We start from the raw sequence: 25,691 nt of genomic DNA on the forward strand, positions 1-25,691 counted from the left end.
CCTTTTTTTGATAGTGATGTTCAGCGCGAAAGCTTATGTCACATACCTGATATTCAAAATTCTGTTTAAGCCTAAGAAAGTTCCGTTTTCGGATCGAAGGGCACAATCAGAAAGAAGAAAGCAATTTCGTACTTATTCGGAATACAAAAAATGTAAGGAGTCGGAAAGAGTTGAAAAGCTAAATGAAGAAATCAAAAATATCCTTACAGATCGAGAAACAAAAATATATCACACTTTATAATTAAATCAATATGTCAAATCAAACTCAAAACTTAGTAAAGGTGCTACAAAGCGCAAAGCCTGCTGAAATTGTAGAGATTGATGCAGTAAAAGAAAAGTTTATCGCGATGCACAACGCTATACACGGTAGCGATAAAGGTGAAATGATTTACCACAAGGAGGCATTTAATTTTAAAAAACAATTGGCTGAGACTCCCGGCTTGAAAGAGTGTTCACAACTTTCCTTATACGGCGTATTTCTTGATATAAATGTCAACGGCCTATCGCTAGAACAAGGTTCAAAGCCTGATTGCTACATTATTGCCAAGAGTCATAAAACGGGGAAAAAGGATGCTCAAAATAAGGACATCTATGAGAAACGTGCGTCATTGCAGGTGTCTCCATACGGAGAATTAAAGCTTCGTATGCGTGCTGGTCAAGTTAAGTATGCTGATAACCCTGTGATTGTTTACGATTGTGACACTTTCGAAATCGGCTTGAATGAACGTGGTAAGCAGGTTGTATTAGCTTATAAAAAAATGTCTAATCGTCCTGAAGGTGCAAAGATAGTAGCTTCTTTCGTTCGTATCGAGCGCCCTGACGGTTCATATGAAATGCCTTATCTCGATCAAGACGATATTCAACGGTTAAAGGGATATTCTGAGCGTCAAAACTCAAAATGGGACGATGTGCAAAAAAAGAAGGTGCCAGGAAAGGCCAACGCTCTTTATACGTCAAACGGTGGTCAGATCGACACTGGGTTCTTAGCAGCGAAAACAATCAAGCACGCTTTTTCAACTTATCCTAAAGTGCCGACAGGGAAGTTCTCTTCATTGCAAGAAGAATTCAATCATACTGAAATCGATTATGGTATTGATCCCGAAGCTTACACTGCAGGTTTAACCGAGGATGTAGAACATGTCGAAGTGAAGGACGAACCATCATTTGACGATTTCGACAAAGCTGTCGAAGATGCTCAAGTAATGGAAGAAGTTGAAACCACCCAGGTAGAAAATGACTGTGACGAACCTGAATTTTAGCAGTCAGGTAGACTAAACAGAAACTTTGTACACAAATATTTATCAAATCATATTAAAAAATTAAAACTATGAATAGTTTATTAGTAACACCAGTGAACAATGAAAATTCAATACCTAAGGCGTTAGGTATATCCAATGAAAGACAGGAAGAATTGCAAGGTATTATAAGCAATGAGTTTAAGCAAAAAAAACCTGTTACGGCGATTATGTCAAGTTTATCGAACATTGTTTTAAACGCTAACGAACTTGCTTTTGTTAATTTTAAAATTGGGACAGTTATAGCGGAGCTAAAAAACGCTGCATCAAACCCAATGGCATTACTTGCTGCAGTGATGGGAGGGCGTGGATAATGGAAGCAACTTTAAATAAAGAATTGATCAAATTCGAAGAAGTTAATTCGACTTTGATGACCGCTGAAAGCGTGTTAATGGCAAATAGATCTTTGTTTGAAAAAGCAGAGGCTAAAGCGAAATCCTTGCTCGATACAGTAGAAGCCGAAGGTATGTCGGATGGTATCGACGAAGAGATCAATAAATGGCAATTAAACGCAAAGAAGGCATTAGAGATCAATAATGAGAGACGCGCACCGATTACTCAGATCCTTACAAAGATTGCTAGTGAGTTCACCAGTCTTGAAAACCCGTTGAATTCTCAAAAGCCTGATAGTTACTACAGCAAATTGCAACTTCATCGTAACGGATGGGCCAAGCAAAAGGCCGATATTCAGAAGGCTAAAGAAGCTGAAATTCTAAAGCAACAGAACATTGCTAAAGAACTAAATGAGCTTAAAGCAGAGGCAGAAAAGCAGATAAGAGCCAACTATAATAAGAAATTGTTTGCTTTCAAGTCACACGTATCAAGCCTCGTCAACAATGCAACTTTGGAAACTTTTCAAGAAGTCACAACGAAGATCAAAGATGTTAAGATTGATTATCCTCGCGAGGCTTTCAATAAGCTTGAATGCTCTTTGTTTCCTATATATGCTGACACAACAACAGTTGACGGAATTATAGACGATGCGCACAAGAGCTTATACAATGAGTTATCAGCAAATTTCCGTGAGAATATGGAAGTCGACAAGCAGAATGCTTTAGATCAGCTTCCTAGTCGAAAAAAGGAACTTGAATTATTGGCAAAAGCAAATGCAGAAGAGGCGGAGAAAATCAGATTGCAAGCGGAAAAGCGTCAAAAAGCTCAAGAAGTTCTTTTAAAAAAAGAACAAGAAGAAAAAGCCAAAGCGGACGAAGCGAAACTTCAAGCCGATCAGCAATTAAACAATGCTCAAACACTCTTCGATACTGCAAGTCAGCTTGCAGAAGTTAAAGAATCAGCTGGAAAAACTAAAACTTCTTATGTTATTGAGGTTGTTGATGCTGCTGGATGGGGCGCGGTGTTCATGTTCTTCTTTGAAAAGGTAGGGATGACATTAGATGTCGAGACATTTGGCAAAAAGACTATGAACCAAATGAAAAAGGAGTTGGAGAAAATTGCGAACACCACTTCTGAAAAGCTTGATCATCCGAAAGTGAGATACATTGAAGATGTAAAAGCAGTAGTAACAAAATAAGGGGGTGAAATTCCCCCTAATCAAAACCTAACAATAAAATCCATGATAGATGTTGAAGGCGCGGAGCGTATGCTTCTAAAGACAACCATTCTAGTCATCAAGACTAGATTACAAGTAAGAAATTACTTTGTGACCATCGAAAAGGATCTTCCAGGAGGTCACCAAATCAGATTAAGTACAGGTAGTGTAATTAATCTATCAACCAAGGGCAAAATAGTCCTTCAGGGTAAACCTGACAACGAGTTAAAAGAAATGTTGGGCTTTTTAAGGGATTAGAAATGAGTAGATACAGACATCGATCAACAGCAATTAATGGGGTTATTCTATTCTTGCAAAGAAATTATAGACACGCTGACATTGTTCAGGAAATGCTTAAAAGCGGACGTTTGATAGGCGTCAATGAATTTATGAGAAGCTACCGATTAAGCAGAGGGAATAATCCTTCTAATAACTGCGATAAGAACGCTATTTACATTCAAAATGATTTCAAATCATTTATTCAATACTGCAAAAAAGAGCTAGTAAACAGATCAATTAGGGCTTAGCATATGACGATTTACTACAAAGTCATTATCAAATGGCAGAAATATCCAATGAATGATTGTATAGACAAAAAGTACTGTCTTTTCTCTTATTCAAAAAGGAAGTTTAAAGCTATTGAGGGGCTTGAAATGGATTCAAATACCTCAATTCAGGAAAAGATTGATTACCTGAAATTAAAGTTAAAAGTTAGAAAAATTCAAATAGAAAAAATTAAATAGTTATGGGGTGTGATATTCATATTTATGTAGAATATAAAACGCGAATAAAAGATTCGTGGAATATTGGTGATTACTTTATCAAGACAGAGAATTTTGACAGCAAAAATGGATTTGAAAGGATTGAAATTCATGGAAATCGGGACTATTCTTTATTTACAACTTTGGCAGGTGTAAGAGATTATTCGGGGCGAGTTGTACCGGTTGCGGAACCTAAGGGATTACCTTCAGATCTTTCAGCTTTTGTGAAATCTGAAGCTATTAGTTATGATAGTGACGGTCACACTCACTCTTGGTTAACACTGAAAGAATTGAAGCAGTATCAATCGACCGAACCGACAATTAGTTATTCAGGACTTCTAAGCAAGGATCAACAAAGGTCTTTAGACAAATACGGTATTTTGCCTAATAGTTGGTGTCAGGGTACGAATCAAGAAGGTTATGAAAGAAGGGAATGGTCAGAAAATAATGAATCTTTAATCCCTTTAATTGAAAAATTGGAACAGAGAGCTAAAGAGCTGTTTTCTTCATCATGCGAAAGATATGATTCCTCATGCGAGTCGAATATTCGAATTGTATTTTGGTTTGATAACTAGATTTAAAATGGACCCATACTATTCACGCAGAGAAGTCAGCCATTCGACCTTGTCGGAGTTCGAGCAACTGCTTTATCCAAGGCCGCAATTCGGCGATAAGGAGAGAGCTTTTGCCTTCGGAACTTTGCTTGACTTTATGATCACCGAGATTCACAAGGTGGATTTCTATAATCTGACAGTTGAAGGCCAGTATGCTCATTTTCCGTTCACCCAAGCTGATTTTGATCTCGCTAAGGAAATGAAGAAAGCGTACATGAAGGATCCTTTTTGCAAAATGATTAGTGATGCGGCCGACTTTCAAAGTATATCAATCTCCCATGATTTCCCGATCGTACATAATGAATTTGAATTTCAACTTTCAACTGGTGTGCGTTGTAAATGGGATCTTCTTGTTCGGTCTTGGAATATGGGTGGAGATATTAAAAGTACCATGGCCAAGACTCAAAAAGAGTTTGAGCAAGCATGTGATCACTTTAATTATTTCAGATCCCGTGCGTGGTACATGGATATCGAGGGTACAAGTAAAGATATGCTTATCGGTATAAGTAAGGTTAATCAAAAGGTCTTTAAGATCCCGATCAATCGAGGAGATAAGCTTTACAATTATGGGAAATCACAGTACCAGGATATCGCTTTTAAATACTGGCTTTACGTAGATGGATTTTCAGCATGATATCAATTAAGATTTTATTATTTATTGCGGTCTTTTTTACGATCGCTTATTTCGAAAACAAACAATTTCAAAAAAATAAAAATGGAAGCAATAATAGCAAAACTAAAGGCGATGCCGAATAGAGATATTAGTCATGTCGCACTAGCGCTAAAAATGCCTACTATGGATGTGTCAAGAGCACAACACGAATACTTAAAACAGTTTAGAGTTAGCAAGTGATGAGAGAAACAATTACAACTAATGCGACTGTAAATACAGCGCGCAAGGTTACTAAGGTAAAGCTTACCAAGGGCAAAACGCTAGATGTAACCTTCGAGGAAATAGTGACAATCATTGAAATTGTTGAAGGTGAAGAAGTATCTAAAACCATTTCAGGAGATTACACCAGGATCGGTAAGAACATTGTTCACGAAGACATGGAGAATGCTTTGCTTCTACTTCGATCACACCTTTCCATCTTATGTGACCAAGCAGAAGCTCAAGGGAAAGGATATTATGATCTTGAAGAAGATGAAGAGGCCTTGAGTAAGTATAAAGTCAGTAGCTATTCTATTGGTGGTCATGATATTCACGAAGGTGTTACCCTTAGGGGTGTAAGATTCGGAAAAAGCGGAGCGCCATTGAATCTTAACAGCCCTTTTACGAAATGGGAGGGTGGCGACAATGAAGAAGTATACGAAAACTCTTTTGAGCTCCGAGGGCTAATCAATCATTGTAGCGAAGAGGCTCTATTGTATGTTGAAGGCAAAATGGCTCCAACGGCTCAACTGGATATGTTTGAACAGGCTGAATCGGACGAACATGATACAGAGGACGGACCATTTTAAAAGTCATGGCTACTTATTTTATTCGTAGAATATCAAAGGATAGCCGAAGCGGTTTTTACACTGTTGAACGATCATATTTTCTTGATCTGTACGGCAAAAAGCTTTTTACACTATTAACACTTGAGGAAGCTATCGACAAAGCTTTTTCACTGCAGAACTGCAGAAACATAAAGATTATTAATTAACAGATTTTTTAACGGTCTGTACTCGTTCTTACAAGCTGATTATCAGGTAAACAAAAAAGCTAAAGTTAAAAGGATGGGGTGTGGCAGGTTGGTAGATGCTATGCAGCCCATAAAATGGGCGTAAACGAGGTATGTAAGGATAGATGGTCCCGCGCTGGTTCGAATCCAGTCACCCCAACAAAAATTTAAATTTTATATTATGGCAAACAAAATCCAAAAAGACATTTATGATGGTCTTTTAGCACATCCAAATTATGAGTTCAAGCATTTGGATCGAGTAACTTATGATTATCAAGATTCAGGTGATACTAAAACCCAGTTTTGCGAACTTGTATTCATTCCTGATGTATCAGCATTCATGTTGGTGAACTTTACAGATGAAACTTTTCAAAAGGTTAAAGAGGGTAAAGACTCTTCAAATTTCCTCTATGAAGTGGGAATAGATCTTTTAGAATTACATGTAGATAATCCATACTAAATGAAAACCTTAACATTTTACGATATCGCCTACGAGGTAGACGAGCGTTACAACGACTATGCAGTTTTTAAACTGCCTTCAAGCAATGTTGACTTTTGCGGACATCTTCCTGATGAAGATAAGGACACCCAAAACTTCTTTGTCCAGTTTAAGAATGGAGGCACTTACTTGTACCGTGATATCCCTAATGAGACTGTTATTGAAGCCTCAAAAGCCGAAAGTATTGGCAAGTTCATTCGAGCGGAAATATCAGGCAAATACCCTTCGGTAAAATTAGAACATAAAATTTTGACCGAGGTAAGTGTACAAAATGGAAACTAAGTCTACTTATTTAAATGAAGTCGAGAAGCTAAAGAAGCTTCTTGGCTTTGGTACTTTCCGGCCGATGAAGGAAAGAGTAGAGGTTCGCGTAAAAAACCTTGATATGGGCTTAGATAAAGCTAGAGAGACCATAAAAACACATGGACTTAATTTGGAGATAGGGGCAGTTACCCCTGTTTTACGATCATTTGAATTAATAGAGAAATAAAAACTATGGGAACAAGAAACATGACTTTAGTTATTGATGAGTCAGGTACAAAAAAAATAGCCCAATATGGACAATGGGACGGATACCCCTCAGGCGTAGGAGTTGGTATATTAGAATTTCTAGGTAATGGTGAACTATTGGAGAAATTAAAAAGCAACATGTCCAAATTAAGATTTTTGGACTACGAAGGCGTTGATAAAGAGTTTATTGATGATTACAATTCTAAATGTCCAAATTGGAGTAATGAACCCGACAAAAGGAGTCAGGACCAAAAGGATTGGTGGTCAAATTTTTGTCATCGAGATTTGGCAGAAAAAGTATTGACCAATATTGCGAATTACAAAGGGGATGAAATTTTATTAATAAATAGTGAAAATAGGGCAATAGGGTCTGAATCCTGCATTGAGTATTCTTACATAATTGACTTTCAAAATAGAAAGTTTACAATTAAGCATCAATTAGATGATGTTAATGCTTTAGGCGAATACTTTCTAGATCATTTACCCAGTGAGGAAGATTTTATTAAAGCGCTAGAAGAGGAAGAGTAGTGATAGAGAATAAAGTTTACGCGGCAATAATACTTAGGCTCGAAGAACTTGAGCATAAAGGAGCCTACAACGGCAACGCTCATCACCTAGCTCAAGACTTAGCAAAAATGGTATCTATCGAACTTTTAAGTAAGCAACAGAGGTTTATTTATGACAACCTTGACGATGGTCGTTTCTGCGCTGTAGATGCAAAGTATTTGGATTACGCTACTGGATTAGGAACTAAAAACATATCTAGTCAGATACAGCAGATCCAAAAGAAAACAAACCTCATCGGGATCATTAAAAATGGTAAGAATTTTAAATACTATAAGTTATAGAAAGGATGTTAACTATGGACAAAAAAGTAACAATTAAAGACCTAGAAGTAAAAAAAGGCAAGGTAGATGTTGAGTTTATCGAGGTGGATGGTAAGCAAATAATACTTACACATATCCCTTATGGAAACATCGATCACTATGTAACACACACAAATTGCAGATCCTGTAAGGTTGAGTTTAAAAAGAATTTCAACTATTCACATACTTGTGAATCTTGTTTGGATAAATCAAATCGTGAAAAATATCTTAAAAAGCCTGTTGTGACCGCTCCATATGACGGAATTATTTACGATGAATATACTGATAAATACTTCACGTGCATTGAAGAAGTAATTGAACACTACGAAGAAGATGAAATCTCATTAGATAATGCTATGCTGCTAACAACAGTCTCTTCGTCCTATGCTTCAATAGATATTGAGCAGATATCTCAAGATGTTGTGCATGAGGATTGGGATCCATCCGATGAACTGCTCGAAAAGATCGAGGAGTTTAATAAGTTTTTGGAAACTGAAAGCACGGGAACAGTTTTTCCGACTGACGAAAGGATTGATATTTCTCAATATTTAAGTGATTTAAAAGGAGATAAATAATGTCATTAGGTAGCGCAATTACAGTAGGCAACTACTTTAAAATCGAATTCCAGTACAAGCCAAAAATTGTCGAAGCTGTCAAAGCTCTTCCTGAAAGAAAGTTTGATTTCAACGACAAGACTTGGAGCGTACCCACAAGATACCGCGATGAAGTTGAAAGGTTCTGTAAAGTTCACAATCTACAATTCGGCCAAAAGGTTGTCAATGAAGTGGCACAAAACTTCACAATACCACCATTGCCGGAGCTTACGATCGAGATTCCTTTGAAACGTGATCCTAGACCTTATCAAAGAACGGGTATTGCATACGCTATAGAAAAGCAAAGGCTATTCTTTGGGGATGATATGGGATTAGGTAAGACTTTTCAGGCTATAGCAGCTATTGAAGCTCTTCATCAACAAGGAAAGGCCGCTTACCCGTGTCTTATTGTTTGCCCGTCCGCTGTGAAGGAAAACTGGGTTAAAGAGGTTCTTGAAACGGTAAACCGTAAAGCTGTCGTTATGGTTGACGGTATGAAAAACACCTATCAAGAGTTTTATCGCACTGGTTTAGCCCAGTTCTTTATTGTCAATTACGAAAGTCTGAAAAAGTACTTCGTAGAAGCGATTGACGATCCTGGATTCGATGAAAAGACTGGGAAAAAGAAAAAAGCAACTTTAAAGCACTATCATTTTAGAAAGAAAGCAATTGATTTCTATAAGTCGATAATTTTCGATGAAAGTCATAAATTAAAGGCTGTATCGACTCAAGCTTCTAAGATATCGAAGGGCATAGCAGTTGGTAAAGAAACGATCTTCTTATTGACGGGTACACCGTTGATTAATAAACCTAACGATCTAATTGCTCAACTAGGTATCATGAACCGTCTAGTTGAAATGGGAGGTTACAAACACTTCATTGATCATTTCTGTAGTGGCCCGAAAGGTGCATCAAATTTGAAAGAGCTGAATTTCCAGCTAAACAAGAATTGTTTCTTTCGCCGGAACAAGACTGATCCCGAGGTCAAAAAGTATCTTCCTGATAAATCGCGTCAAGTAATCCTTTGTGATCTTAGCAAAGAAGCCCGTAAGGAATACAGTCATGCAATGGCCAATCTTGAAAGCTACATGAAGCAATATAAGGACGCAAGCGATGAAAAGATTCAGCAGTCAATGAAAGGCGAAGTTATGGTCCGTATAGGTATCTTGAAAAACATATCCGCACGCGGAAAGCTGAAAGACGCATTTTCATTCATCCAGGAACTTGTCGAGCAAGGGCAAAAGGTCGTAGTTTTCTGTAACCTTACCGAAATTGTTCATGCCGTCCAAAAGGAATTTGTGCGATCGGTCCGTCTTACTGGTGCTGAAAATGCCGTTCAAAAGCAAGCTTCTGTAGACGCTTTTCGTACGGAACCTAATATCGATGTCATTGTGCTTAATCTTAAGGCCGGTGGAGTTGGAGTGAACGGTCTGCAGGACGTATCAACAAACGTCTGCTTTATTGAATTCGGATGGCATGCTGCAATCATGGATCAAGCAGAAGATAGGCTTTACCGCATGGGCCAGCATAACAACGTCATGTGTACTTATTTCTTAGGTCGTGATACGATTGATGAATGGAACTATGATCTCATTCAGAAAAAACGCGAAATCGCAAACACAGTAACCGGAACTGAGGATATGACAGAGGTTAGTATCGTTGATAGTTTCGCTAATCTTTTCAACAACAAGTAGACAATTTAACCACTTTGTATATTTATGAAAAAATACACTCAAGCTGAAATAGAAAAAATCCATAGCCTTCAAACGGTTATGATTGGAGCATTGCGCACTGTAATAGCCACAAGCGGAGCGTTACACTATGCTGCCTTTGAAGGCTTAAAGCCAATCCTTGGTGACCTAAAGGGGATAGATAAAACTATTCCCACACCTCAAATTATGGACCTGAAAAGGGATATCGAGAAGCTTATCGAAAATGCTGAAAAGTTGCACCAGAAGATCAAAGCAAGATTTGTCGATCCCAAATCACAGGATCATTTTGAAGATATCTCATATGGCATATTCCTTTGTAACCACGCTCTTTCAGTGAAGCCCGAAAGTGAAATCTATCAGCATGCTTTTGCGCTATCAGGAAATACCAAAAACTATCAATTATTGACAGAGCAAGTATCATTCTTTGATAGGGTTCTTGAAAAAGCACGATCGAGCAATAGCGATGCCATTAAGCTTATCCAGGAGCGTAGGGATATCCTAGAAACCATTAATGCTGAACCTATGAAGGTTGGTCAAGATGGTAACGTTCAGATATATGATATCGCCCCGGAACGAGAAGAAGTATTAACAGATTAAGTGATAATTCTAAATATCATTAAAATCAAAGATAATTATGGTATTGTATAAAAGTAAAATCAGAGGAAAGATCAGGCCAATGATCCCACCAAAGTCATTTCTGAAACCTGATGAAGTTAAATTTTTGCTTCAAGATTTCTTTTGTGGGTTTGGAGGTGTGGGTTACGGTGCTAGATCTGCAAAAAACACAATTGTGGTTGGAGCTGTAAACCACGATTCAGAAGCGTTAGATTCTCATGCCCTTAATTTACCGGACACTGTGCATTTCAATGAGGATATTACAGTATTGTATGGAGAAGTTAAACATGGAATTCTATTCAAATCACCACAGATGCAACGACTTATTCGTTTATTCGATTTGTATAGAGCTTTCTATCCAAACGCTAAAGTAGTAGTACATTTTAGTCACGAATGTACAAACTACAGTTTAGCAAAAGGGGGGCAGCCGCGTGATCCTGATAGCAGGTCCTTACCTGAACATTCTGATAGATATATCCATGCTTTGGATCCCGATATTATAACTATCGAAAATGTAAAGGAGTTCATGTCATGGGGACCAATGAAGATAAAGTGTGTAAAAGAACACAAAGAAGATCTTACGAAAGGTATTTACGCTAATACTGAACTGAAATGGATATTCAACAAAAAGAAAAATCGGGACGAACTGGCCTATGTCCCAATTTCAACACGTAAAGGTGAAGATTATCTACGATGGGTAGAGAATATAAAAAGCTTGGGTTATAAATACGATTACAGGTTATTAAACGCTGCAGACTTTGGAGCGTATACTTCTCGAAATCGTCTATTCATAAATTTCAGCAAACCTAATATCCCAGTATCTTGGCCTAAAGCTACCCATTCAAAAAACGGATGCTCTCAGCCTGATTTATTTGGTGAGGGACTAAAAAAATGGAATGCAGTAAAAGACCTTATAGATTTTAGTGATGAAGGAGACAGTATATTCACCAAGGAAAAGAGGCTTTCAGATAATACGTTAGATACAATTATAGCAGGTATAAAGAAATTTGTCCCAACACAAGAAAATAACTTCATGTACAAGTATTATGGTAATGGCCATAACTTAAATTCAATTGATGACCCAGCTGGCACGATTCCAACAAAAGATCGTTTCGGAAAGATATGCTGCATACTAAGAAACTACAGAACAGGTTTTACCACCTCAATTGATACGGCAATTGGCACATTGCCTACGGTACCAAAAGCAAATCTATTATCCTTTATAAGGAATCCATCACACTTTGGGCATACAACCAGTATTAATACATCATGCCCTACACTTATAGCGAGACAGGATAAAGCTCCATTGTCGGTAGTAAATGCTATAGAAGGAAAAATTAATCCTGCAATTGTCGAGTTCCTAAATGAAAAAGATTGGGCTTACATAAACCAAGAGTCAGGATCTAAAAAGACTAAAGCACTCGAACTTATAGAGTGCATGTTTGAATATGGAATATCTGATATCATGATGAGGATGCTTCGGGTTGACGAGCTTTTAGTCATTCAAGGTTTTCCTGAAGATTACATCATGGTAGGTCCTGAAACTAGGCAAAAGAAATTCATTGGAAATTCGGTGGTACCATTGGCATATAAAGTCATTTTGGAGGCATTGGAAGAAGTAATATTCACAACCGATAATGATGATCATAATAATATTAAGTTAGCAGCATAATGAACTCAGAAATATACACTGACATCGAAATGTTGGAAGGCTTTATAAAGTCAGAATATGTTGACAATAAAATCAACGAAGATACAGCAAAGGAGCTGTTGCGAATCACAATAGAAATTAAAGAAAAAATTATAACGGACTAAATTTATGTTTGACAAACTATTTAAAAAAGAGGTGCAAGAGCCTCAAAAACACGAATCAGGGTTCAAAAAACCTGAAGATTATTACGGTCGGTTCACGCTTGATGAAATTGACAATTGTGTCGATGATATCCAGCTTAAGAAGTGGTCCCATGAAATCCAGTTGGATTTTGATAATAATAAAATACGGTTTCTGCAATGTCAAGAAATCAATTACAAGAAACGAATGAATTTTTGTAAGTTTTTCATTTATAGAATTCACGAAAGACTTGAGGAAATCAAAAGGATTAAGGCACTTTCGCATAATGCCTCAACACGTATTAGAAAGTCAAGCCCGGATCGCTGGCAATTAATGGTGAATGCTATCATTGAGCGTTATCCAGGAGTAGACTTACAGCATATTATAAACATTATTGATAAGAAATATTAGCTATGAAATCACCAAAAGATAAAGCTAAAGAAATGGTCATTCAGTTTCATGGTCATACAACAACCGCTCGAAAGGCAGTTGATTGCTCTATTATCGCGGTAGAGAATGTCAGAGATGTGGTGGGTCATTCTGCTGATGTTCAAGCAATGGAATATTGGAAGGAAGTAAGGGTAGAGCTAGGTAAAATCGGGAGGGATTTGAAATGACAGAATTAGAATTATACAAATGGGTTCAGGAAAAAAGTCCTGAATGGCGCTGGCAGTACAACGATGAAGCAAAGCAGGACGATGTATTAATTTTACCTTATTCGTTTCATTTTGAAAGCTTTTCCAAGTTAGTTGAAAAGGGTTGCGATGAAGAAGGCATAGAGTGCCGAATAAAGGGCGACTATTTCGCTGTTTGGATGCTGGACATTTGCGAGTATTTCGATATTAACATAGAAAACATATTCTCGAAAGGAGGGTATAATGATTTCTAACAAACAAAAAGTTGACAAATCAACCACTTTGTCTACAAAATTATAACTTTGATTTTTATGGAGCAGTACGAATACTTTTGTGCGATATCCAAACACCTTTACAGTGAACTTGAAAACGTGGCCCTCGTGTCGTATGCGTATTCATTGAATGGGATAGATAACAGTGAGCTGGAGCAAAGGAAAGCCGAATTGCTCCATAAGATCGAAGAGCATCTTAATGGCCTTGAAATGGCAATTTTTGAAAAAGAAAATAAATTATAGTTATGGCAGTAGATAAAAAGTCATTTATCCTGTATTCAGATCTTATAACTGTTGTTGAGAAGCTTATCGTTAAGGATAGGGTAAATGGGACCAATAATGCTGGAGAGCTTTTTTACCACCTGTTGAAGTACGTAAATGATCAAGATCCTAGTACCGATAACTTTATTGTGGAAATGGCTTTTGAGCCGATCAAACAGCAGTTAAAGAGGGATTTAAAGAAGTATGAGACTATTAGGGAAAAGAGAGCAGAGGCAGGGAAAAAGTCAGCAGAATTAAGAGCCCAACAAGCTCAACAAATGTCAACAAGTGTTGATTTTGTTGAACCAAATCCAACAAGTGTTAACACATGTCAACAAAGCTCAACAAATCCAACTGATAATGTAAATGATAATGTTAGTGTAAATGGTAATGATACTGTTAATGTAAATGATATAAATAGTTTATTGGGCGCTGTCGCACCAAAAACTGATAAAACAGGATCAAAAAAGAAATTTGGTAAGCCGGAGTTTAAAAGTGTGTTGCTTCAGATGGGAGTACTCGAGCAACATGCAGATGACTGGATGAAGGTTCGAGTTGCGAAAAGAGCGACTTTCACAGAATCAGCAATCAATCTCCTGATCAACGAATGTGAAAAGAACAATTTTTCTGTCGCTGATGCCGTACGGATATGTGCAGAGCATTCGTGGCAAGGGTTTAAATATTCATGGGTTCAAAATGTAAACAATAATGGAAAAACGGCAATTACAGCAAATCAAAGTAGACAACAGAGAATTGATGAAGTCTCAGAGTTCAGAGTCGATAATCAACAATCTATTGCCGAACGATTACAGAAGCATATCTCAGGCAGTCAATAGCGGTGTACCATCACTTGGAAGTATCAGACGTTCAGATGCCGAATTAGCAAAAGAGGTGATAATCGAGTTTATTTCTGATTTTGTTCAATTTCTAAATGTTGGCAAGACGATGAATGCATCACAGATAAAACAAACTTCTGTGTTGGTTCTTCAATATTTCCCCCACTTGAATTTAGCTGACTTCAAAGTGTTTTTTGAAAAAATGAAAGTTGGACATTTTGGGAAATTCTATGACAGCATTGACGGGCAATTGATTTTATCAAAACTTGAAGAATACAACCAGGAAAGAATGAACACTGTTGAATCGGCTAATCTCGAAGCCCACAAAAGATTTAAGAAATACGGGTATGATCCCCTTGCAAAAAAAACAAAAGCCGAAGAAGACGAAGAAAAGCAACGCAGTGATCTGCCTCGTATGATTGAGGTGATGAAAAGTGCTTTGGGAGAAAAGAAGCAAATTCAAGAAGCACCAAAGCAAACAATATCAACAGCAAAGGATATCACACAGCGCTGGCTACGTCAATTCGATAATCTTTTCAATGGAAAGTTCGGTAAAGTAGTAGCAGGAATGAGATTCTTGGTTTTTGGAGAAAAGCGGTACAACCTAGAAACATTCATGGAACGAAAATTTAACAACTTAGAAAACTAAAATTATGACATTAGGATTTATGCAGACATGGCCGAAAGAAATGGGCCAAGCAGATAGCAAAACATACTTCATCGAAAAAATACAATTGGGATTACTTCAAAGTGATCTGATAAAGGGGATAGACTATGTTGATAGCCTAGAGGACTATAGATCAAAATTTGGGGGTAACTGGCACAGTAAGGCTCATCTGTCACCAAAGTTGCATACCATACGTCAAGATTCAAGTAATCGCTGGAAAGCAGGAAACGACATTCATTTCGCTGTAAATGGTCGAACAAAAAATCGGTTTCAATTCGCGCCAGTTGTGAAGTGTGTAAGTGTTCAGGATATTGAGATATTGAGCGCAATGCACTTAGGTTCTAATGATCCAAGAGTGTCGTATGCCGATGAAGTAGAATTTTGTGGCGAGAAATGGGCTTACGCTTTAACGGTGATAGTGGATGGAAAGCAACTTGACAGAAATGCTGTCGAAGTACTTGCCGCAAATGATGGCTTTGAATCTGTTTGGGATTTCTTTAAGTACTTCGACAAGAATTTCAAGGGTAAATTAGTTCACTGGACTAACTTGCGATATTAGGGCTAAGGGTTTACATGAATAGACCCCTCGTATTGTGAGATTCCGTCTATGGGTTGACCAACTTTGACAACTGTCCTAATTTCAGGTTCTAAAAATTGTTGACCTTCACCGTCTACTGGTATCACAAGTACTTGTTCAAAATCTTCCAACTCACCATCAGGGTGGTTGAAATGGAAAAGAGGGCTTACTGTTGTAGCAGTCCTTTCGTGTGTTATTCTTATCGATTTCATAATCTCAAATTACAAAATAAAAATAAATTCTAAAAATGGCTAAATCAAACTGGGGAACAGCTTTTGCTAAAAATTTAAAACAAAATGGTTGGGTTGAGGTAAACGGGGTGATTAAGCGCAAAAATAACCTCACAGAAGAAGAAAAAGTACAAATATGTATAAGTACTGCGAAAAAGAAACACAATCGATCTACGGGCTTAAAAACAGCTTGGATTGATGATTATAGAAATTTGAGAAATAAGGAGCATCAAAAGGATTTGTTTATTCAGTTTATCAAACAAGAATTGGGTCTAGAAGTATGGCCGGAGTTCTATTTTACCCTAGATAGGCAATTTAGGATAGATTATGCGATACCACTAGCTTTGGATGGGAGCGTCATGAAGATTGCCATTGAGCAGGAAGGGGGTATTTGGATGAAAGGTAATTCAGGACACAGCTCGGGGACAGGAATTAAACGAGATATGGAAAAAGGTAACTTGCTTCAATCGCTAGGCTGGAAGTTGATTCGCCGCCAGCCTAGTGAAATGCTTAGTATGGAAACATTAGGGCTAATTCAGAAGATTTTATTCTAGCTTTTGTTTTAATAAGATTGCGAATTCTACGTATCTATGGTCATTTGATTTAGATATTTTATCTAAGCACTTTTTAATTTCATTCTTATTTTTTGATTTGAATACACTCATTTTAAGATTGTTGTCGTTTTGTATTGAATCTAGTTTTCTCATGAAAACAGTAAGTTTATTAGTTTCTTCAAGATTGAATTCGACTATCTTTGTAACAGCTCTTATGCAAAAGATAAATGATGTTTCAATATTTCCAACAGAAAGATGGTGAAGAACCATGCTCCGATCAATAGCTATAAGTGATTTGTTGACTGTGCCTTTTAGTTCTTTTGAAATTTCAGCTAACCTGCCTACTGCTACTGCATGTTCATCTTCCAACGTTTTAATTATTCCTGGCAAAGTTGTGTTTTCTAATTCATTTATTTTTGTATTAATGGGTTTAAACATTCCGAAGAAATTTATCGCAGTTATGGCGGCTATCAACAGAGTGATCAGCGCTACAAATATTGCCGTATATGTTGCAAGGTGTGTTGAATAGTATGTTGTAGATATTTCATTTTGGACTAAAATACGGTCTAGAGACTTTAATGAATCAATTATAACCTTGTTGGATGCTTTTAAAGAGTTGATATCTGCTTGGAGAGATATTACACTATTGGATAAAGAATCTATAATAAGATCCTTCTGAGAAACGACTTTATCTAATTTCATGTTCGGTTAATTTTGAACAAAAATATGCAAAGTACGGATGGCTGAAGAAAATAAGTGAAAGTAGACAATTTGGAAACATTGTCTACTTTTGTTTATCTTTGATAAAATGAATTATCCTGCGCAAATAGTGGTGAATGTTTTGCACAGGGAGTTTCCCGACTTGGCAATTAAGGTGCTCGAGAGAATTCGGGAGCAACTTCCGGCATTAACCTTCGATGATATAGATATTGTCGAGGGGATTGTTGATGCTTTTTGCCAAGATATGAACGTTACCAAGTCGCAGCTGTACAATGCGGAAATGATCAAAAGTAACGCTCATAAAAGGCGAATTCTAATTGCGTTGATCATGAAGCTTTATCAACCCGAACTGCTTGTCAGTATGATTACAGGTCATATGAATTCTTGCATAAGCAGGAAGCTTATAGCAATATTACATGTTTCAAGGGGGACAGTGTCGTTTGATGTCAAGAGAGCGGTCAAGTTTTATCAGTTGTACAGCGAGTTTAGAGAATCAGTAGATAATATGCACACTAAAATCATTCAACAATATGGCAACAAAGAAAACAGTATCGAAGCCAGCACCCAGGCAGTATGAAAGTATTGCTGGAAAAGAAGGCAGGATCAAAACGGATATTTTGATCACCAATCCTAAAACAGTTATTACTATCGTTGGAGAATTGAAAGACGAGTTAAACTTAGAGTTGAGATTTTTGGTTGATTCCTTTCTAAAGGAAAAAGGGCTTTAGCCTCTAACGTAGTCTTTATTGAAGATTACTTGAAAAGTAAAAGTCCGTCCGTTTTTTGAGGTCCTTTGAAAATGGCCCACACCTTCACGAAAGGAATTATACAGCATAGTGTAAGATATATCAGGAGCAATGGCAGAAAAGTCATTATGTATATCCTTAAGATTTGTGTCAGCAAACAAAGCTTTCCCATCTTCGATGATTACATATATCTGCGCTATTCTTTTATTCATTTGTACAAAGGTAGTAAAAACATAAATAATTGCACTATTATTTGTTCTCTGATTAAGTTATGATAGAGAGGAAAAATATTAAAACAATAGATCTTTGGCCCAATACAGGGCAAATAAATGGTTTGCCCTCAAATCCAAGGTTTATCAAAGATGATAAGTTTGAAAAACTCAAGCAATCAATCCTTGATGATCCGGAGTTTATGGAGATAAGAGAAATTGTGGTATTTCCATACGGGGATAACTATGTGATCATTGGCGGTAACATGAGATATCGTGCATGCGTTGAATTGGAAATAAAAGAAGTTCCCTGCAAGATTCTACCGGCAGACACTCCAGTTGAAAAGCTACGAGCCTTCTTGATGAAAGACAATATTGCTTTTGGTTCTACTGATTGGAATATGATAGCCAACGAATGGGACGAACAAGAGCTTATCGATTGGGGGATGGATATTCCTGTTTCATTTGTTGAGGAAGAAGAAACGGAAGAAGAACAACCGTTACCAACATCAACCTGTAGAATAACTATAGAGCTTTCAAATGATGATAATAAGGAACTTATCAAAGCTCATATAAATGAAATATTAAGGGAGTTCCCCGAAGCAAGTATAAAATAAGCACCATGGCAAAATACGGCAAGAAGTTAGTTGAGAGGATAGCTGATCTAGTAAAATCGGATACATACACTATTGCTGAAATATGCAAAATGGTTGGGATTGACGAGGCTACTTACTATCGCTGGAAGAAAGATAAAAACGAGTTTTGCGATGCTATTAAAAAAGCAGAAGATGCTAGGATGGAATTTTTTGTTGTAGAAGCCAAGAAAAGCCTACTAAAAAAAATACAAGGGTATACGGTCCAAGAGAAAAGCACAACGTATACACGGGATAAGGAAGGCAAGCCACAAGTTAAAGAGCAAAAGAATATTGACAAGCACTACCAACCTGACACAGCCGCAATCATATTCACATTAACAAACGGTGATTCCGAAAACTGGAAGAACCGTCAAAATACCGATTTGACAAACAAAGGCGATAAGTTTGAAACAGGTTCACCTTTCATGGCGGCAATTATGAACGCTTCAAAGAAGAAAAAGGAGAAGTAAGATGGACGCGGAACTTCAGAAGCAAATTGAAGAAAGATTCATTTTCTATCGGGAGGATCCCGAAGGGTGGTGTTACTTTGCTGAAGAAGTTCTAGGCTCTATTCTTGATGACGAACAAAAGAAGATCCTCAATAGTGTCAAGGTTAACAAAATGACATCTGTTGCAAGCGGTACAGCTCGGGGAAAAGATTATATTTCTGCTGTTGCGTGTATGTGTTTTATGTATTTAACACCTGTTTGGAACGAAAAGAGTGAGCTTGTTGAGAATACCAAAATTGCGATGACAGCGCCTACGGGTAGACAGGTCTACAATATTATGGTACCCGAAATTAGAAGGCTCTACCGTAAAGCAGGAGAACGGGGATTCCCTTTACCTGGGCGATTGACTGGGAATGATATCCGTACAGATTGGGAAGAATGGTTTATGACGGGCTTCAAAGCTGATGACCATAATCACGAAGCTTGGACAGGATTCCACGCCGCAAATACGATGTTTGTCGTTACAGAGGCTTCGGGTATTCCTGAAGGAACTTTTTCAGCTATTGAAGGTAACTTGCAGGGTAATTCAAGGATATTGATCGTGTTCAACCCAAATACCAATACGGGATATGCTGCAAAGAGCCAAAAGTCTCCACGTTGGGCAAAATTCAGATTAAACAGCTTAAATGCTCCGAATGTAGTTTTAAAGAAAGATATTATACCTGGGCAAGTTGACTATGCATGGGTAAAAGATAAAGTCGAAACATGGTGTCAGCGGATCCCTTCAGAAGACTTTAAGGAAAGTGAGGATGATTTCAAGTGGGAAGGCGGTGTTTACCGACCTAACGATCTTTTTCGAATGAAGGTATTGGGCAAGTTCCCTAAAGTGTCAACCGATACGCTTATTCCACTTTTTTGGATAGAGCTTGCAAATGAACGCTGGAAGGAATTTCATAAAACACCATCAGCAGAAAGGATGTACAGTTCTGAATCTAGGATCGGTGTTGATGTTGCCGGTATGGGGCGTGATGATTCGGTAATATGTGATCGTAGGGACAATATCGTTAAGGAGTTCAAGAACTTCAACAGTGCAGGTGTGGCCGATCATATGAAAGTTGCAGGGATGACAGTGAACATGATGAAAAATGTTCTTTATCCAATTGCCTTTATTGATACTATCGGAGAGGGAGCAGGAGTTTACAGCCGTTTATCAGAATTAAAGTATGCTGGTAAGGAATCCTTGACAAAGTACGGGTATGAGCGAGCTATCAGCGCAAAGAACAGTACCGCAGCAAAAGACGATAAGGGGAAGCCTTTAGAGGATTTTACAGGCGAATATACATTTGCAAACATGCGTGCCTATATGCATTGGGCTGTCAGGGATTGGCTCAACCCCGACAACAATCAAAATGCTATGCTGCCGCCTGACGATGTATTTGCTCAAGAAGCAACGGAAATAAAGTATTCCTTCCGATCGAATGGCGATATCATTATTGAACCGAAAGAGGATATTATCGAAAGGCTAGGACATTCACCGGATAAGTTTGATTCATTAGCCTTGACATTTTACCCTGCAAGAATAAAGAAAAATCACGTTGAGAATACTCAACCAAAAACGAAATCAAGTTTGGGATTTTATTAAAACACAATGGAAGAAAAAGATTTTGACGAGTTGCTTCTTGCTGGAGAAGTTGACAAGATTAAAGGCGCAATGACCAATAATGGCACAAGAATTACTAATGCTCTGTCATTCTACAACGCCGATGAACATGTAATAGCAAAGGAGCCGAAAACAAAAATGGTTGGTAGTGATCCTGTAAATAACTGGCCTCTGACATTGCCAATACAGAAGAAGATTGTTCAAAGTACAGTAGCCTTCTTGGTCGGTAAGCCAGTGCGGTTGGTTCAGGAATCGGAGAATACAGATGATGCTTTTCAGGCTGTTGTTGATGTATGGAAAGAAATGAGGATGAACAGCAAGCTATTGGACCTTATAACTAAGTTCTACAGTGAAACAGAAGCTGTGATTATGTTCAGACCTTATAGAGATTCAGATGCCGATCCGAATGACACCACGCTTAAAAACACCGTACGTTGCAAAGTAATGTCAAAAAGTTCAGGTGATGATTTATATCACTATTTCGATGAATTTGGCACACTTAAGGCATGGGGTCGGGGATATCGGGTAAAATCAGGTGGAGGAAAAGAGATCGAGTATTTCGATATTGAAACCTCAAGTCATTGGATCACCTACAAGAAGATAGAAGGAAAGTGGGAGCAAAAGACAACTCCAAATCTTGCAGGAAAAATCTGCATGGTCCTATTTACGCAAGATACTTGGGATTCCTATGATGTTGATCCTTTGATTGAACGAAGGGAGATTCTTACTAGTGGCAAAGCAAAAAACAATGATGCCATGGGAAACCCGATCCTGAAAGTAATTGGAACGATCAAGGATTTGCCTAGCATTTCAAAAGCCGTGAAAGTTGTCGAGTTGGAAGCAGGTAGCGAAGCAGACTATCTTTACCCACAAATGTCGGCGGACCTTATCAAAGAAGAACGTGAAGATCTTAAGGAACTGATCAACTACTTTACCGATACACCTGATTTCAGTATGGATAGCATGAAGGCAATCGGTACCACATCCGGAAAGGCTATAGAGTTGATGTTTTTCCCTGCAATATTGAAGTCGATAAGAAATCAAATTGTAGTGATAGAATTGTTTGATCGGATGATGGAAGTGATCAAAAACCTGATCTCGAAACTCAATCCAAATAAGACAAACATAGTTTCTCAAATGAAGGACCTGCAAGTAAAGTTTGAGTTTACTAGTCCATTACCTGAAAACGAAGCTGATTTTATAGAAATGCTGAATGCTTCAACAGGTGGAAAACCTACACTTAGTCAAGAGGAAGCTGCTATGAAGCATCCACTCACTAAAGATGGTAAAGCCAACTGGGAAGCGATACAAAAGGAAAGTATTTCCGCTTCATTTGATGAATAAGTGGACAAAATGGCTACTTTGTATATTTATTTTCAAAATGGCTTGCTTTATAAATAATAGTGCCTATATTTGTTTAAGTCTTTAGAATTCTTCATAATTCTTTGGTATTTATGTTTATAATTGGTTTAGGTTATTCATGCGTGGTCGTGAGATAGCGCATGAAATGGGGTCTTAGCTCATTTGGTAGAGCGATTGCTTTGCAAGCAATAGGTAATCAGTTCGATTCTGATAGGCTCCACAACACAACGGGTGTATAGTGACTTTTCGGTATAGCTATACGTCAGGGTTAAACCGATGACAGCTCGGAAAGACGGCAAATTGTTCATTGTTTTACTTAACCATTTCTAAAATGAAAAGAATTATTGCAATTGCACTAATCGGGACATTTTCTTTATTGATGGTTGGTACCGTGTATTTCTCTTGTGATTCAAAAGAGTCCATTACGCTGGTAAAAAAGGTTAGTGATAATTGTGATCTTCACTTTATCCATGACGGGTTTACACCTTCCGTTGAACCTCATTACGGCAAAATGGTCACTGTCTTATCAGAAGACGAAACCTTATCAGGATATACACTTGATATCGCACCGAGTGCCAACGATCCGCCAACGATCAGAATGTTGTAGGTGTAGAATAAGAAAAACAAAAAGCCTATTGTCAAGGGTAGGCTTTTTACACAGTACATTGGCTCAGTGGTAGAGCGCCGCACTGTCACTGCGGAGGTCACGGGTTCGAATCCCGTATGTACTGCACTTCATAATTTAGGTTAATAATTGGTTTGATGCCGTGGGGATTCTCCCCGTTTCTCCACGGTTTATTATTTACCTAGATACTTGAAACAAAGTATTAAATCAATTATATGAATGCAAATGAACTACGTATCGGCAACATTCTCCAAGACAGAGAAGGTCGAGTTTGTAAAGCTGAACAGCTATCTTCTATTATCGAAGACTGTAAAATAATGGCCGTAAAAGGTCCGGTCACATCATTGCCTGTATCTCCCATCATTCTAAGCGAAGAGATTCTTTTGAAGTGTGGGTTTAGAGGATCTGACGATTCCATATTTTCACATTCAAGAACGGGTTCAATATATTTTAAGAAGCCATTTAGAGAATCCAAGTTCTATATGGTTAAGAGCATAGGTCAAGACAAAATCACAACAGTGCAGTATCTACACCAACTTCAAAACTTGCATTTCGCACTTACTGGCGAAGAATTGGAGGTGAAGATATGATTCAAGTAGCTAAACGAAATAACAAACGGTGTTTTGCTCCATGTGATAAAACGATGATCCAATCAGGGCAATGCACATGTCATAACCAGCATGATAGAATTATCTCGATTGGCACTTCTTTAGGTGCGAGGGGATGTTCTTTGCTCATCTATGAAACAATTGCTTTGGAGTTAATCCATTCGGGAATTGATATAGAAATACTTCATGGATCATTATCAAGATCACAACCTGGTACAGAAACCATGGTAAACCAATTTGCGGAAACCTGCAAGAAACTTGGGGAAGTAACAAACGCGCTTACTTTGACTATCAAAAACTATTATTCGGAAATGCCTTATGAATGTTTGCCCCAAAAAGATCACCGTAAACAAAAATACATCCGTCAACAACATAAACTTGCCCAAAGGCACTATAGGAGGAAATAAATAATGAAAAAATTAATTTTATTAGTCGCAATATTAGCGATTTTGGCAGGGTGTAAAGAGCCAGCTATCCAAACAAAAGTCACAGATATAAATGGCATTAAGCTTGAATTGCTATTTGAGCATGATGGTTGTAAAATGTATCGGTTTACTGACTATCATACAATCTACTGGAGCGATTGTCGTGGCCGTACTGAATACACACATACATCTAAAAGAGGAAATACTTCTACTACAAACAGACAGCAAACAGTAAGCGAATAACCATGCGAAATAAGTACAGGATCCTGGCGCTTCTTTATGTTCCAATTTTCTTAATTGGGGCATTGATATTGGGACTTGCAATGATAATTAAGGCGATTGGAGCATACATTATGTTATCGCCGGAGCTTGCGCAATCTGAAATTAATCATCTAAAGAAAAGTTTGAACTTATGAAAGTAGTTTGGAAATACGAATTGAATAAAAGAGGTATTGTGTTTGCGAAAATGCCTTTAGGTGCAGAAATATTGAGCATCCAGGCACAAAACAATGTTCCTTGCATTTGGGCTTTAGTGGATCCTGAAGCGGAATTGACTGATAGAGCTTTCGAAACACTTGCCACTGGTGAAAAGGTGGAAGATGACAATAGAAGAAAGTATATAGGAACCTATCAGATGTATGGTGGCGAATTTGTTTTTCACTGTTTTGAATTATTAAAAAAGTAACTTATGAGACCTATTCACTTTCCCGAATCAAACATTACGTTTGAAAAACCGACAACAACGGATGATAGTGAATGTCTTCCTATTTCTGCTTATGTCGGGCAGGATATTAAAGGTAATCCTCACATCAATACTGTTTGGCAGCCTAGTAAAGAAGATATAGAAGCCATCAACGCAGGACGGCCGATAGTAGTTTGTGTTTTGGGTACAGCATTACCGCCAATGAGCATGTTCACATATGATGAAGAGGGGAATAGTAATGAATAGAAAAAATATTAAATTACACTTAGCTTAAGATAAAAGAATTCATAATTTTGTGCAAATTATTGCGAAAATTATGGATAAGATTAAAGGGGTAGCTAAACAAGCGGGAATTATACTTTTAGGAGGTATTTTTGTAAGTGCATTTTGGGATTTCTTAGCAAAAGATACATTGGTTCGAATAGGGAGGTGGATAGTTGAATTTTCATCAAATTTCTCAAACACACTCACAGATTTTACTTACAAAAGTCCTAGTTCATCACACGTTATCTTTAATATTCTACCTTCATTATTGATGATAATGGGAATTATAGGTTTCGTTGTCATCAGGTCAATAGAAATGCTTCAAAGACTTAGGGAACAAAAGTTGAAAATTTCAAATGATAACAATAAAGATGAGGAGGAGGGTATTGAGGAGGAGGATATTGAAGACAAGCCTGCAAAAAAAAATAGAAGCAAAGTTGTAATTGGCTTAATTAGAGTTAATATTTTTCTTTACTTATTTGTTATTCCTTTTTATGTTGCAATGCTATCCATGCTGATTTTTCAAAACAGTGTAAAATTAGTAACGGAAAGAAATATGGGGATTTTGAAACCATATGTAACAAATAATAGATATGATTTTTTGTATTCAGAATACCTACAAATCAAAACTAAAAGTGACTTTGTAAAATTACAAACCCAACTGGATAGCATAGCAGATGCCCATAAAATAAAAATAAGCGACCCTAGCAAATAATAAATTGTCAGGGTTCGATTGCAAAAATT

Annotated in this window: 42 protein-coding genes, 2 tRNA genes and 1 pseudogene; 42 read left to right on the forward strand and 3 right to left on the reverse strand. The window is 37.5% G+C overall.

The features are described 5' to 3' along the window. Positions 1–251: 251 nt before the first annotated feature. The 26 genes and pseudogenes from CLV99_RS04645 to CLV99_RS04755 all read left to right on the forward strand — a co-directional run bounded on the left by CLV99_RS04645 (position 252) and on the right by CLV99_RS04755 (position 15,739). Positions 252–1,259 carry a recombinase RecT gene (locus CLV99_RS04645; RefSeq protein ID WP_133583314.1) on the forward strand — a complete coding sequence of 336 codons (1,008 nt, stop codon included), beginning with the start codon at positions 252–254 and terminating at the stop codon, positions 1,257–1,259. Between the two features lie 68 nt (positions 1,260–1,327). Then, positions 1,328–1,609 (forward strand): hypothetical protein, encoded by a 282-nt coding sequence (locus CLV99_RS04650; protein ID WP_133583315.1) that lies wholly within the window; start codon positions 1,328–1,330, stop codon positions 1,607–1,609. Beyond that, positions 1,609–2,826, forward strand: a complete 1,218-nt coding sequence (locus CLV99_RS04655; protein ID WP_133583316.1) for a hypothetical protein — start codon at positions 1,609–1,611, stop codon at positions 2,824–2,826. The genes CLV99_RS04650 and CLV99_RS04655 overlap by 1 nt, the downstream gene beginning before the upstream one ends. 42 nt (positions 2,827–2,868) lie before the next feature. Continuing rightward, on the forward strand, positions 2,869–3,102 hold the full coding sequence (locus CLV99_RS04660) for a hypothetical protein (protein ID WP_133583317.1): 234 nt from the start codon (positions 2,869–2,871) through the stop codon (positions 3,100–3,102). Between the two features lie 487 nt (positions 3,103–3,589). Then, positions 3,590–4,180, forward strand: a complete 591-nt coding sequence (locus CLV99_RS04665; protein ID WP_133583318.1) for a hypothetical protein — start codon at positions 3,590–3,592, stop codon at positions 4,178–4,180. Between the two features lie 7 nt (positions 4,181–4,187). Beyond that, complete coding sequence (locus tag CLV99_RS04670; protein WP_133583319.1) at positions 4,188–4,853, forward strand: hypothetical protein; 666 nt, start codon at positions 4,188–4,190, stop codon at positions 4,851–4,853. A gap of 81 nt (positions 4,854–4,934) precedes the next feature. Further along, complete coding sequence (locus CLV99_RS23135) at positions 4,935–5,072, forward strand: hypothetical protein (protein ID WP_162850026.1); 138 nt, start codon at positions 4,935–4,937, stop codon at positions 5,070–5,072. After that, entirely contained in the window at positions 5,072–5,680 is a 609-nt protein-coding gene (locus CLV99_RS04675) for a hypothetical protein (RefSeq protein WP_133583320.1), read from the forward strand. Before CLV99_RS23135 ends, CLV99_RS04675 begins: the two co-directional genes overlap by 1 nt. 259 nt (positions 5,681–5,939) lie before the next feature. Beyond that, positions 5,940–6,043 (forward strand): annotated as a pseudogene (locus CLV99_RS23140). A gap of 21 nt (positions 6,044–6,064) precedes the next feature. Further along, positions 6,065–6,343 carry a hypothetical protein gene (locus CLV99_RS04680; protein WP_133583321.1) on the forward strand — a complete coding sequence of 93 codons (279 nt, stop codon included), beginning with the start codon at positions 6,065–6,067 and terminating at the stop codon, positions 6,341–6,343. Continuing rightward, positions 6,344–6,664, forward strand: coding sequence for a KTSC domain-containing protein (locus CLV99_RS04685; protein ID WP_133583322.1), 321 nt, complete (start codon positions 6,344–6,346; stop codon positions 6,662–6,664). It begins immediately after the preceding gene. Continuing rightward, positions 6,654–6,872: a hypothetical protein gene (locus tag CLV99_RS04690; RefSeq protein ID WP_133583323.1), complete on the forward strand. Its 219-nt coding sequence runs from the start codon at positions 6,654–6,656 to the stop codon at positions 6,870–6,872. Before CLV99_RS04685 ends, CLV99_RS04690 begins: the two co-directional genes overlap by 11 nt. A gap of 5 nt (positions 6,873–6,877) precedes the next feature. After that, positions 6,878–7,420: a hypothetical protein gene (locus tag CLV99_RS04695; RefSeq protein ID WP_133583324.1), complete on the forward strand. Its 543-nt coding sequence runs from the start codon at positions 6,878–6,880 to the stop codon at positions 7,418–7,420. Continuing rightward, the gene (locus CLV99_RS04700) at positions 7,420–7,740 is read left to right on the forward strand and encodes a hypothetical protein (RefSeq protein WP_133583325.1); all 321 of its coding nucleotides are present in this window, start codon (positions 7,420–7,422) and stop codon (positions 7,738–7,740) included. The genes CLV99_RS04695 and CLV99_RS04700 overlap by 1 nt, the downstream gene beginning before the upstream one ends. Positions 7,741–7,754: 14 nt before the next feature. Next, positions 7,755–8,333: a hypothetical protein gene (locus tag CLV99_RS04705; protein WP_133583326.1), complete on the forward strand. Its 579-nt coding sequence runs from the start codon at positions 7,755–7,757 to the stop codon at positions 8,331–8,333. Then, positions 8,333–10,045, forward strand: a complete 1,713-nt coding sequence (locus tag CLV99_RS04710) for a DEAD/DEAH box helicase (protein WP_133583327.1) — start codon at positions 8,333–8,335, stop codon at positions 10,043–10,045. Before CLV99_RS04705 ends, CLV99_RS04710 begins: the two co-directional genes overlap by 1 nt. Positions 10,046–10,069: 24 nt before the next feature. Then, complete coding sequence (locus CLV99_RS04715) at positions 10,070–10,660, forward strand: hypothetical protein (RefSeq protein WP_133583328.1); 591 nt, start codon at positions 10,070–10,072, stop codon at positions 10,658–10,660. 37 nt (positions 10,661–10,697) lie between these two features. After that, positions 10,698–12,350, forward strand: coding sequence for a DNA cytosine methyltransferase (locus CLV99_RS04720; protein ID WP_133583329.1), 1,653 nt, complete (start codon positions 10,698–10,700; stop codon positions 12,348–12,350). Then, positions 12,350–12,493: a hypothetical protein gene (locus tag CLV99_RS23145; RefSeq protein WP_162850027.1), complete on the forward strand. Its 144-nt coding sequence runs from the start codon at positions 12,350–12,352 to the stop codon at positions 12,491–12,493. The genes CLV99_RS04720 and CLV99_RS23145 overlap by 1 nt, the downstream gene beginning before the upstream one ends. A 4-nt stretch (positions 12,494–12,497) precedes the next feature. Beyond that, entirely contained in the window at positions 12,498–12,920 is a 423-nt protein-coding gene (locus CLV99_RS04725) for a hypothetical protein (protein WP_133583330.1), read from the forward strand. Between the two features lie 2 nt (positions 12,921–12,922). Continuing rightward, positions 12,923–13,126, forward strand: a complete 204-nt coding sequence (locus CLV99_RS04730; protein WP_133583331.1) for a hypothetical protein — start codon at positions 12,923–12,925, stop codon at positions 13,124–13,126. Next, positions 13,123–13,398, forward strand: a complete 276-nt coding sequence (locus CLV99_RS04735; RefSeq protein WP_133583332.1) for a hypothetical protein — start codon at positions 13,123–13,125, stop codon at positions 13,396–13,398. Before CLV99_RS04730 ends, CLV99_RS04735 begins: the two co-directional genes overlap by 4 nt. A gap of 57 nt (positions 13,399–13,455) precedes the next feature. Further along, positions 13,456–13,659, forward strand: a complete 204-nt coding sequence (locus CLV99_RS04740; RefSeq protein WP_133583333.1) for a hypothetical protein — start codon at positions 13,456–13,458, stop codon at positions 13,657–13,659. 2 nt (positions 13,660–13,661) lie between these two features. Beyond that, positions 13,662–14,513, forward strand: coding sequence for a DUF6291 domain-containing protein (locus CLV99_RS04745; RefSeq protein ID WP_133583334.1), 852 nt, complete (start codon positions 13,662–13,664; stop codon positions 14,511–14,513). After that, complete coding sequence (locus CLV99_RS04750) at positions 14,434–15,162, forward strand: DUF6633 family protein (protein ID WP_133583335.1); 729 nt, start codon at positions 14,434–14,436, stop codon at positions 15,160–15,162. Before CLV99_RS04745 ends, CLV99_RS04750 begins: the two co-directional genes overlap by 80 nt. Before the next feature lie 4 nt (positions 15,163–15,166). Beyond that, positions 15,167–15,739 (forward strand): hypothetical protein, encoded by a 573-nt coding sequence (locus CLV99_RS04755; RefSeq protein ID WP_133583336.1) that lies wholly within the window; start codon positions 15,167–15,169, stop codon positions 15,737–15,739. A 2-nt stretch (positions 15,740–15,741) separates the two neighbouring features. Here the strand turns inward: CLV99_RS04755 and CLV99_RS04760 are convergent, their stop codons facing one another. Further along, positions 15,742–15,969, reverse strand: coding sequence for a hypothetical protein (locus CLV99_RS04760; RefSeq protein ID WP_133583337.1), 228 nt, complete (start codon positions 15,967–15,969; stop codon positions 15,742–15,744). Positions 15,970–16,004: 35 nt separating this feature from the next. Between CLV99_RS04760 and CLV99_RS04765 the strand changes: the two genes are divergently transcribed. Further along, positions 16,005–16,541 carry a hypothetical protein gene (locus CLV99_RS04765; RefSeq protein WP_133583338.1) on the forward strand — a complete coding sequence of 179 codons (537 nt, stop codon included), beginning with the start codon at positions 16,005–16,007 and terminating at the stop codon, positions 16,539–16,541. Here the strand turns inward: CLV99_RS04765 and CLV99_RS04770 are convergent. Continuing rightward, positions 16,533–17,243, reverse strand: a complete 711-nt coding sequence (locus tag CLV99_RS04770; RefSeq protein WP_133583339.1) for a hypothetical protein — start codon at positions 17,241–17,243, stop codon at positions 16,533–16,535. The genes CLV99_RS04765 and CLV99_RS04770 overlap by 9 nt on opposite strands. Positions 17,244–17,349: 106 nt before the next feature. On the opposite strand from CLV99_RS04770, the gene CLV99_RS04775 reads away from it, so the two are divergent. Together CLV99_RS04775 and CLV99_RS04780 are read left to right on the forward strand one after the other, a co-directional pair. Further along, entirely contained in the window at positions 17,350–17,838 is a 489-nt protein-coding gene (locus tag CLV99_RS04775) for a hypothetical protein (RefSeq protein ID WP_211348416.1), read from the forward strand. Further along, positions 17,792–17,989 (forward strand): hypothetical protein, encoded by a 198-nt coding sequence (locus tag CLV99_RS04780; protein ID WP_133583341.1) that lies wholly within the window; start codon positions 17,792–17,794, stop codon positions 17,987–17,989. Before CLV99_RS04775 ends, CLV99_RS04780 begins: the two co-directional genes overlap by 47 nt. Here the strand turns inward: CLV99_RS04780 and CLV99_RS04785 are convergent. Continuing rightward, positions 17,986–18,219, reverse strand: coding sequence for a hypothetical protein (locus CLV99_RS04785; RefSeq protein ID WP_133583342.1), 234 nt, complete (start codon positions 18,217–18,219; stop codon positions 17,986–17,988). The genes CLV99_RS04780 and CLV99_RS04785 overlap by 4 nt on opposite strands. Positions 18,220–18,278: 59 nt before the next feature. On the opposite strand from CLV99_RS04785, the gene CLV99_RS04790 reads away from it, so the two are divergent. From CLV99_RS04790 to CLV99_RS04850, 13 genes are all read left to right on the forward strand, one after another. Then, on the forward strand, positions 18,279–18,833 hold the full coding sequence (locus CLV99_RS04790) for a ParB/RepB/Spo0J family partition protein (RefSeq protein WP_133583343.1): 555 nt from the start codon (positions 18,279–18,281) through the stop codon (positions 18,831–18,833). A 5-nt stretch (positions 18,834–18,838) separates the two neighbouring features. Beyond that, a complete protein-coding gene (locus tag CLV99_RS04795) occupies positions 18,839–19,321 on the forward strand; it encodes a phBC6A51 family helix-turn-helix protein (protein WP_133583344.1) in 483 nt (160 codons plus the stop codon). Between the two features lies 1 nt (position 19,322). Further along, positions 19,323–20,942 (forward strand): hypothetical protein, encoded by a 1,620-nt coding sequence (locus tag CLV99_RS04800; RefSeq protein WP_211348418.1) that lies wholly within the window; start codon positions 19,323–19,325, stop codon positions 20,940–20,942. Between the two features lie 6 nt (positions 20,943–20,948). Further along, positions 20,949–22,304, forward strand: a complete 1,356-nt coding sequence (locus CLV99_RS04805) for a phage portal protein (protein WP_133583345.1) — start codon at positions 20,949–20,951, stop codon at positions 22,302–22,304. Positions 22,305–22,469: 165 nt separating this feature from the next. Beyond that, positions 22,470–22,542, forward strand: a tRNA-Ala gene (locus CLV99_RS04810). Between the two features lie 111 nt (positions 22,543–22,653). Next, positions 22,654–22,929: a hypothetical protein gene (locus CLV99_RS04815; protein ID WP_133583346.1), complete on the forward strand. Its 276-nt coding sequence runs from the start codon at positions 22,654–22,656 to the stop codon at positions 22,927–22,929. Between the two features lie 52 nt (positions 22,930–22,981). Then, positions 22,982–23,053 (forward strand) — tRNA-Asp (locus tag CLV99_RS04820). A gap of 109 nt (positions 23,054–23,162) precedes the next feature. Beyond that, complete coding sequence (locus CLV99_RS04825) at positions 23,163–23,537, forward strand: hypothetical protein (RefSeq protein ID WP_133583347.1); 375 nt, start codon at positions 23,163–23,165, stop codon at positions 23,535–23,537. After that, positions 23,534–23,962 (forward strand): hypothetical protein, encoded by a 429-nt coding sequence (locus tag CLV99_RS04830; RefSeq protein WP_133583348.1) that lies wholly within the window; start codon positions 23,534–23,536, stop codon positions 23,960–23,962. Before CLV99_RS04825 ends, CLV99_RS04830 begins: the two co-directional genes overlap by 4 nt. A 3-nt stretch (positions 23,963–23,965) precedes the next feature. Further along, positions 23,966–24,223 carry a hypothetical protein gene (locus CLV99_RS04835; protein ID WP_133583349.1) on the forward strand — a complete coding sequence of 86 codons (258 nt, stop codon included), beginning with the start codon at positions 23,966–23,968 and terminating at the stop codon, positions 24,221–24,223. Between the two features lie 169 nt (positions 24,224–24,392). Continuing rightward, complete coding sequence (locus CLV99_RS04840) at positions 24,393–24,665, forward strand: DUF7352 domain-containing protein (protein ID WP_133583350.1); 273 nt, start codon at positions 24,393–24,395, stop codon at positions 24,663–24,665. A 3-nt stretch (positions 24,666–24,668) separates the two neighbouring features. After that, positions 24,669–24,929: a hypothetical protein gene (locus CLV99_RS04845; RefSeq protein ID WP_133583351.1), complete on the forward strand. Its 261-nt coding sequence runs from the start codon at positions 24,669–24,671 to the stop codon at positions 24,927–24,929. A gap of 70 nt (positions 24,930–24,999) precedes the next feature. Beyond that, the gene (locus tag CLV99_RS04850; RefSeq protein WP_133583352.1) at positions 25,000–25,662 is read left to right on the forward strand and encodes a hypothetical protein; all 663 of its coding nucleotides are present in this window, start codon (positions 25,000–25,002) and stop codon (positions 25,660–25,662) included. Positions 25,663–25,691 lie beyond the last annotated feature (29 nt).

Origin of the sequence: Sphingobacterium yanglingense (assembly GCF_004363245.1) — a bacterium.
GTDB classification, from domain to species: Bacteria; Bacteroidota; Bacteroidia; order Sphingobacteriales; family Sphingobacteriaceae; genus Sphingobacterium; species Sphingobacterium yanglingense.

Coding starts and splice junctions, on each gene's coding strand:
- CLV99_RS04680 (WP_133583321.1), top strand. CDS start 6,065: ATGGCAAACAAAATCCAAAAAGACATTTATGATGGTCTTTTAGCACAT.
- CLV99_RS04785 (WP_133583342.1), bottom strand. CDS start 18,219: ATGAATAAAAGAATAGCGCAGATATATGTAATCATCGAAGATGGGAAA.
- CLV99_RS04775 (WP_211348416.1), top strand. CDS start 17,350: ATGAATTATCCTGCGCAAATAGTGGTGAATGTTTTGCACAGGGAGTTT.
- CLV99_RS04675 (WP_133583320.1), top strand. CDS start 5,072: ATGAGAGAAACAATTACAACTAATGCGACTGTAAATACAGCGCGCAAG.
- CLV99_RS04800 (WP_211348418.1), top strand. CDS start 19,323: ATGGACGCGGAACTTCAGAAGCAAATTGAAGAAAGATTCATTTTCTAT.
- CLV99_RS04790 (WP_133583343.1), top strand. CDS start 18,279: ATGATAGAGAGGAAAAATATTAAAACAATAGATCTTTGGCCCAATACA.
- CLV99_RS04725 (WP_133583330.1), top strand. CDS start 12,498: ATGTTTGACAAACTATTTAAAAAAGAGGTGCAAGAGCCTCAAAAACAC.
- CLV99_RS04665 (WP_133583318.1), top strand. CDS start 3,590: ATGGGGTGTGATATTCATATTTATGTAGAATATAAAACGCGAATAAAA.
- CLV99_RS04835 (WP_133583349.1), top strand. CDS start 23,966: ATGAAAAAATTAATTTTATTAGTCGCAATATTAGCGATTTTGGCAGGG.
- CLV99_RS04850 (WP_133583352.1), top strand. CDS start 25,000: ATGGATAAGATTAAAGGGGTAGCTAAACAAGCGGGAATTATACTTTTA.
- CLV99_RS04765 (WP_133583338.1), top strand. CDS start 16,005: ATGGCTAAATCAAACTGGGGAACAGCTTTTGCTAAAAATTTAAAACAA.
- CLV99_RS04690 (WP_133583323.1), top strand. CDS start 6,654: ATGGAAACTAAGTCTACTTATTTAAATGAAGTCGAGAAGCTAAAGAAG.
- CLV99_RS04845 (WP_133583351.1), top strand. CDS start 24,669: ATGAGACCTATTCACTTTCCCGAATCAAACATTACGTTTGAAAAACCG.
- CLV99_RS04660 (WP_133583317.1), top strand. CDS start 2,869: ATGATAGATGTTGAAGGCGCGGAGCGTATGCTTCTAAAGACAACCATT.
- CLV99_RS04750 (WP_133583335.1), top strand. CDS start 14,434: ATGAAGTCTCAGAGTTCAGAGTCGATAATCAACAATCTATTGCCGAAC.
- CLV99_RS23135 (WP_162850026.1), top strand. CDS start 4,935: ATGGAAGCAATAATAGCAAAACTAAAGGCGATGCCGAATAGAGATATT.
- CLV99_RS04710 (WP_133583327.1), top strand. CDS start 8,333: ATGTCATTAGGTAGCGCAATTACAGTAGGCAACTACTTTAAAATCGAA.
- CLV99_RS04805 (WP_133583345.1), top strand. CDS start 20,949: ATGGAAGAAAAAGATTTTGACGAGTTGCTTCTTGCTGGAGAAGTTGAC.
- CLV99_RS04645 (WP_133583314.1), top strand. CDS start 252: ATGTCAAATCAAACTCAAAACTTAGTAAAGGTGCTACAAAGCGCAAAG.
- CLV99_RS04740 (WP_133583333.1), top strand. CDS start 13,456: ATGGAGCAGTACGAATACTTTTGTGCGATATCCAAACACCTTTACAGT.
- CLV99_RS04720 (WP_133583329.1), top strand. CDS start 10,698: ATGGTATTGTATAAAAGTAAAATCAGAGGAAAGATCAGGCCAATGATC.
- CLV99_RS04730 (WP_133583331.1), top strand. CDS start 12,923: ATGAAATCACCAAAAGATAAAGCTAAAGAAATGGTCATTCAGTTTCAT.
- CLV99_RS23145 (WP_162850027.1), top strand. CDS start 12,350: ATGAACTCAGAAATATACACTGACATCGAAATGTTGGAAGGCTTTATA.
- CLV99_RS04655 (WP_133583316.1), top strand. CDS start 1,609: ATGGAAGCAACTTTAAATAAAGAATTGATCAAATTCGAAGAAGTTAAT.
- CLV99_RS04760 (WP_133583337.1), bottom strand. CDS start 15,969: ATGAAATCGATAAGAATAACACACGAAAGGACTGCTACAACAGTAAGC.
- CLV99_RS04795 (WP_133583344.1), top strand. CDS start 18,839: ATGGCAAAATACGGCAAGAAGTTAGTTGAGAGGATAGCTGATCTAGTA.
- CLV99_RS04715 (WP_133583328.1), top strand. CDS start 10,070: ATGAAAAAATACACTCAAGCTGAAATAGAAAAAATCCATAGCCTTCAA.
- CLV99_RS04825 (WP_133583347.1), top strand. CDS start 23,163: ATGAATGCAAATGAACTACGTATCGGCAACATTCTCCAAGACAGAGAA.
- CLV99_RS04770 (WP_133583339.1), bottom strand. CDS start 17,243: ATGAAATTAGATAAAGTCGTTTCTCAGAAGGATCTTATTATAGATTCT.
- CLV99_RS04780 (WP_133583341.1), top strand. CDS start 17,792: ATGGCAACAAAGAAAACAGTATCGAAGCCAGCACCCAGGCAGTATGAA.
- CLV99_RS04685 (WP_133583322.1), top strand. CDS start 6,344: ATGAAAACCTTAACATTTTACGATATCGCCTACGAGGTAGACGAGCGT.
- CLV99_RS04840 (WP_133583350.1), top strand. CDS start 24,393: ATGAAAGTAGTTTGGAAATACGAATTGAATAAAAGAGGTATTGTGTTT.
- CLV99_RS04650 (WP_133583315.1), top strand. CDS start 1,328: ATGAATAGTTTATTAGTAACACCAGTGAACAATGAAAATTCAATACCT.
- CLV99_RS04755 (WP_133583336.1), top strand. CDS start 15,167: ATGACATTAGGATTTATGCAGACATGGCCGAAAGAAATGGGCCAAGCA.
- CLV99_RS04815 (WP_133583346.1), top strand. CDS start 22,654: ATGAAAAGAATTATTGCAATTGCACTAATCGGGACATTTTCTTTATTG.
- CLV99_RS04735 (WP_133583332.1), top strand. CDS start 13,123: ATGACAGAATTAGAATTATACAAATGGGTTCAGGAAAAAAGTCCTGAA.
- CLV99_RS04695 (WP_133583324.1), top strand. CDS start 6,878: ATGGGAACAAGAAACATGACTTTAGTTATTGATGAGTCAGGTACAAAA.
- CLV99_RS04745 (WP_133583334.1), top strand. CDS start 13,662: ATGGCAGTAGATAAAAAGTCATTTATCCTGTATTCAGATCTTATAACT.
- CLV99_RS04705 (WP_133583326.1), top strand. CDS start 7,755: ATGGACAAAAAAGTAACAATTAAAGACCTAGAAGTAAAAAAAGGCAAG.
- CLV99_RS04670 (WP_133583319.1), top strand. CDS start 4,188: ATGGACCCATACTATTCACGCAGAGAAGTCAGCCATTCGACCTTGTCG.
- CLV99_RS04830 (WP_133583348.1), top strand. CDS start 23,534: ATGATTCAAGTAGCTAAACGAAATAACAAACGGTGTTTTGCTCCATGT.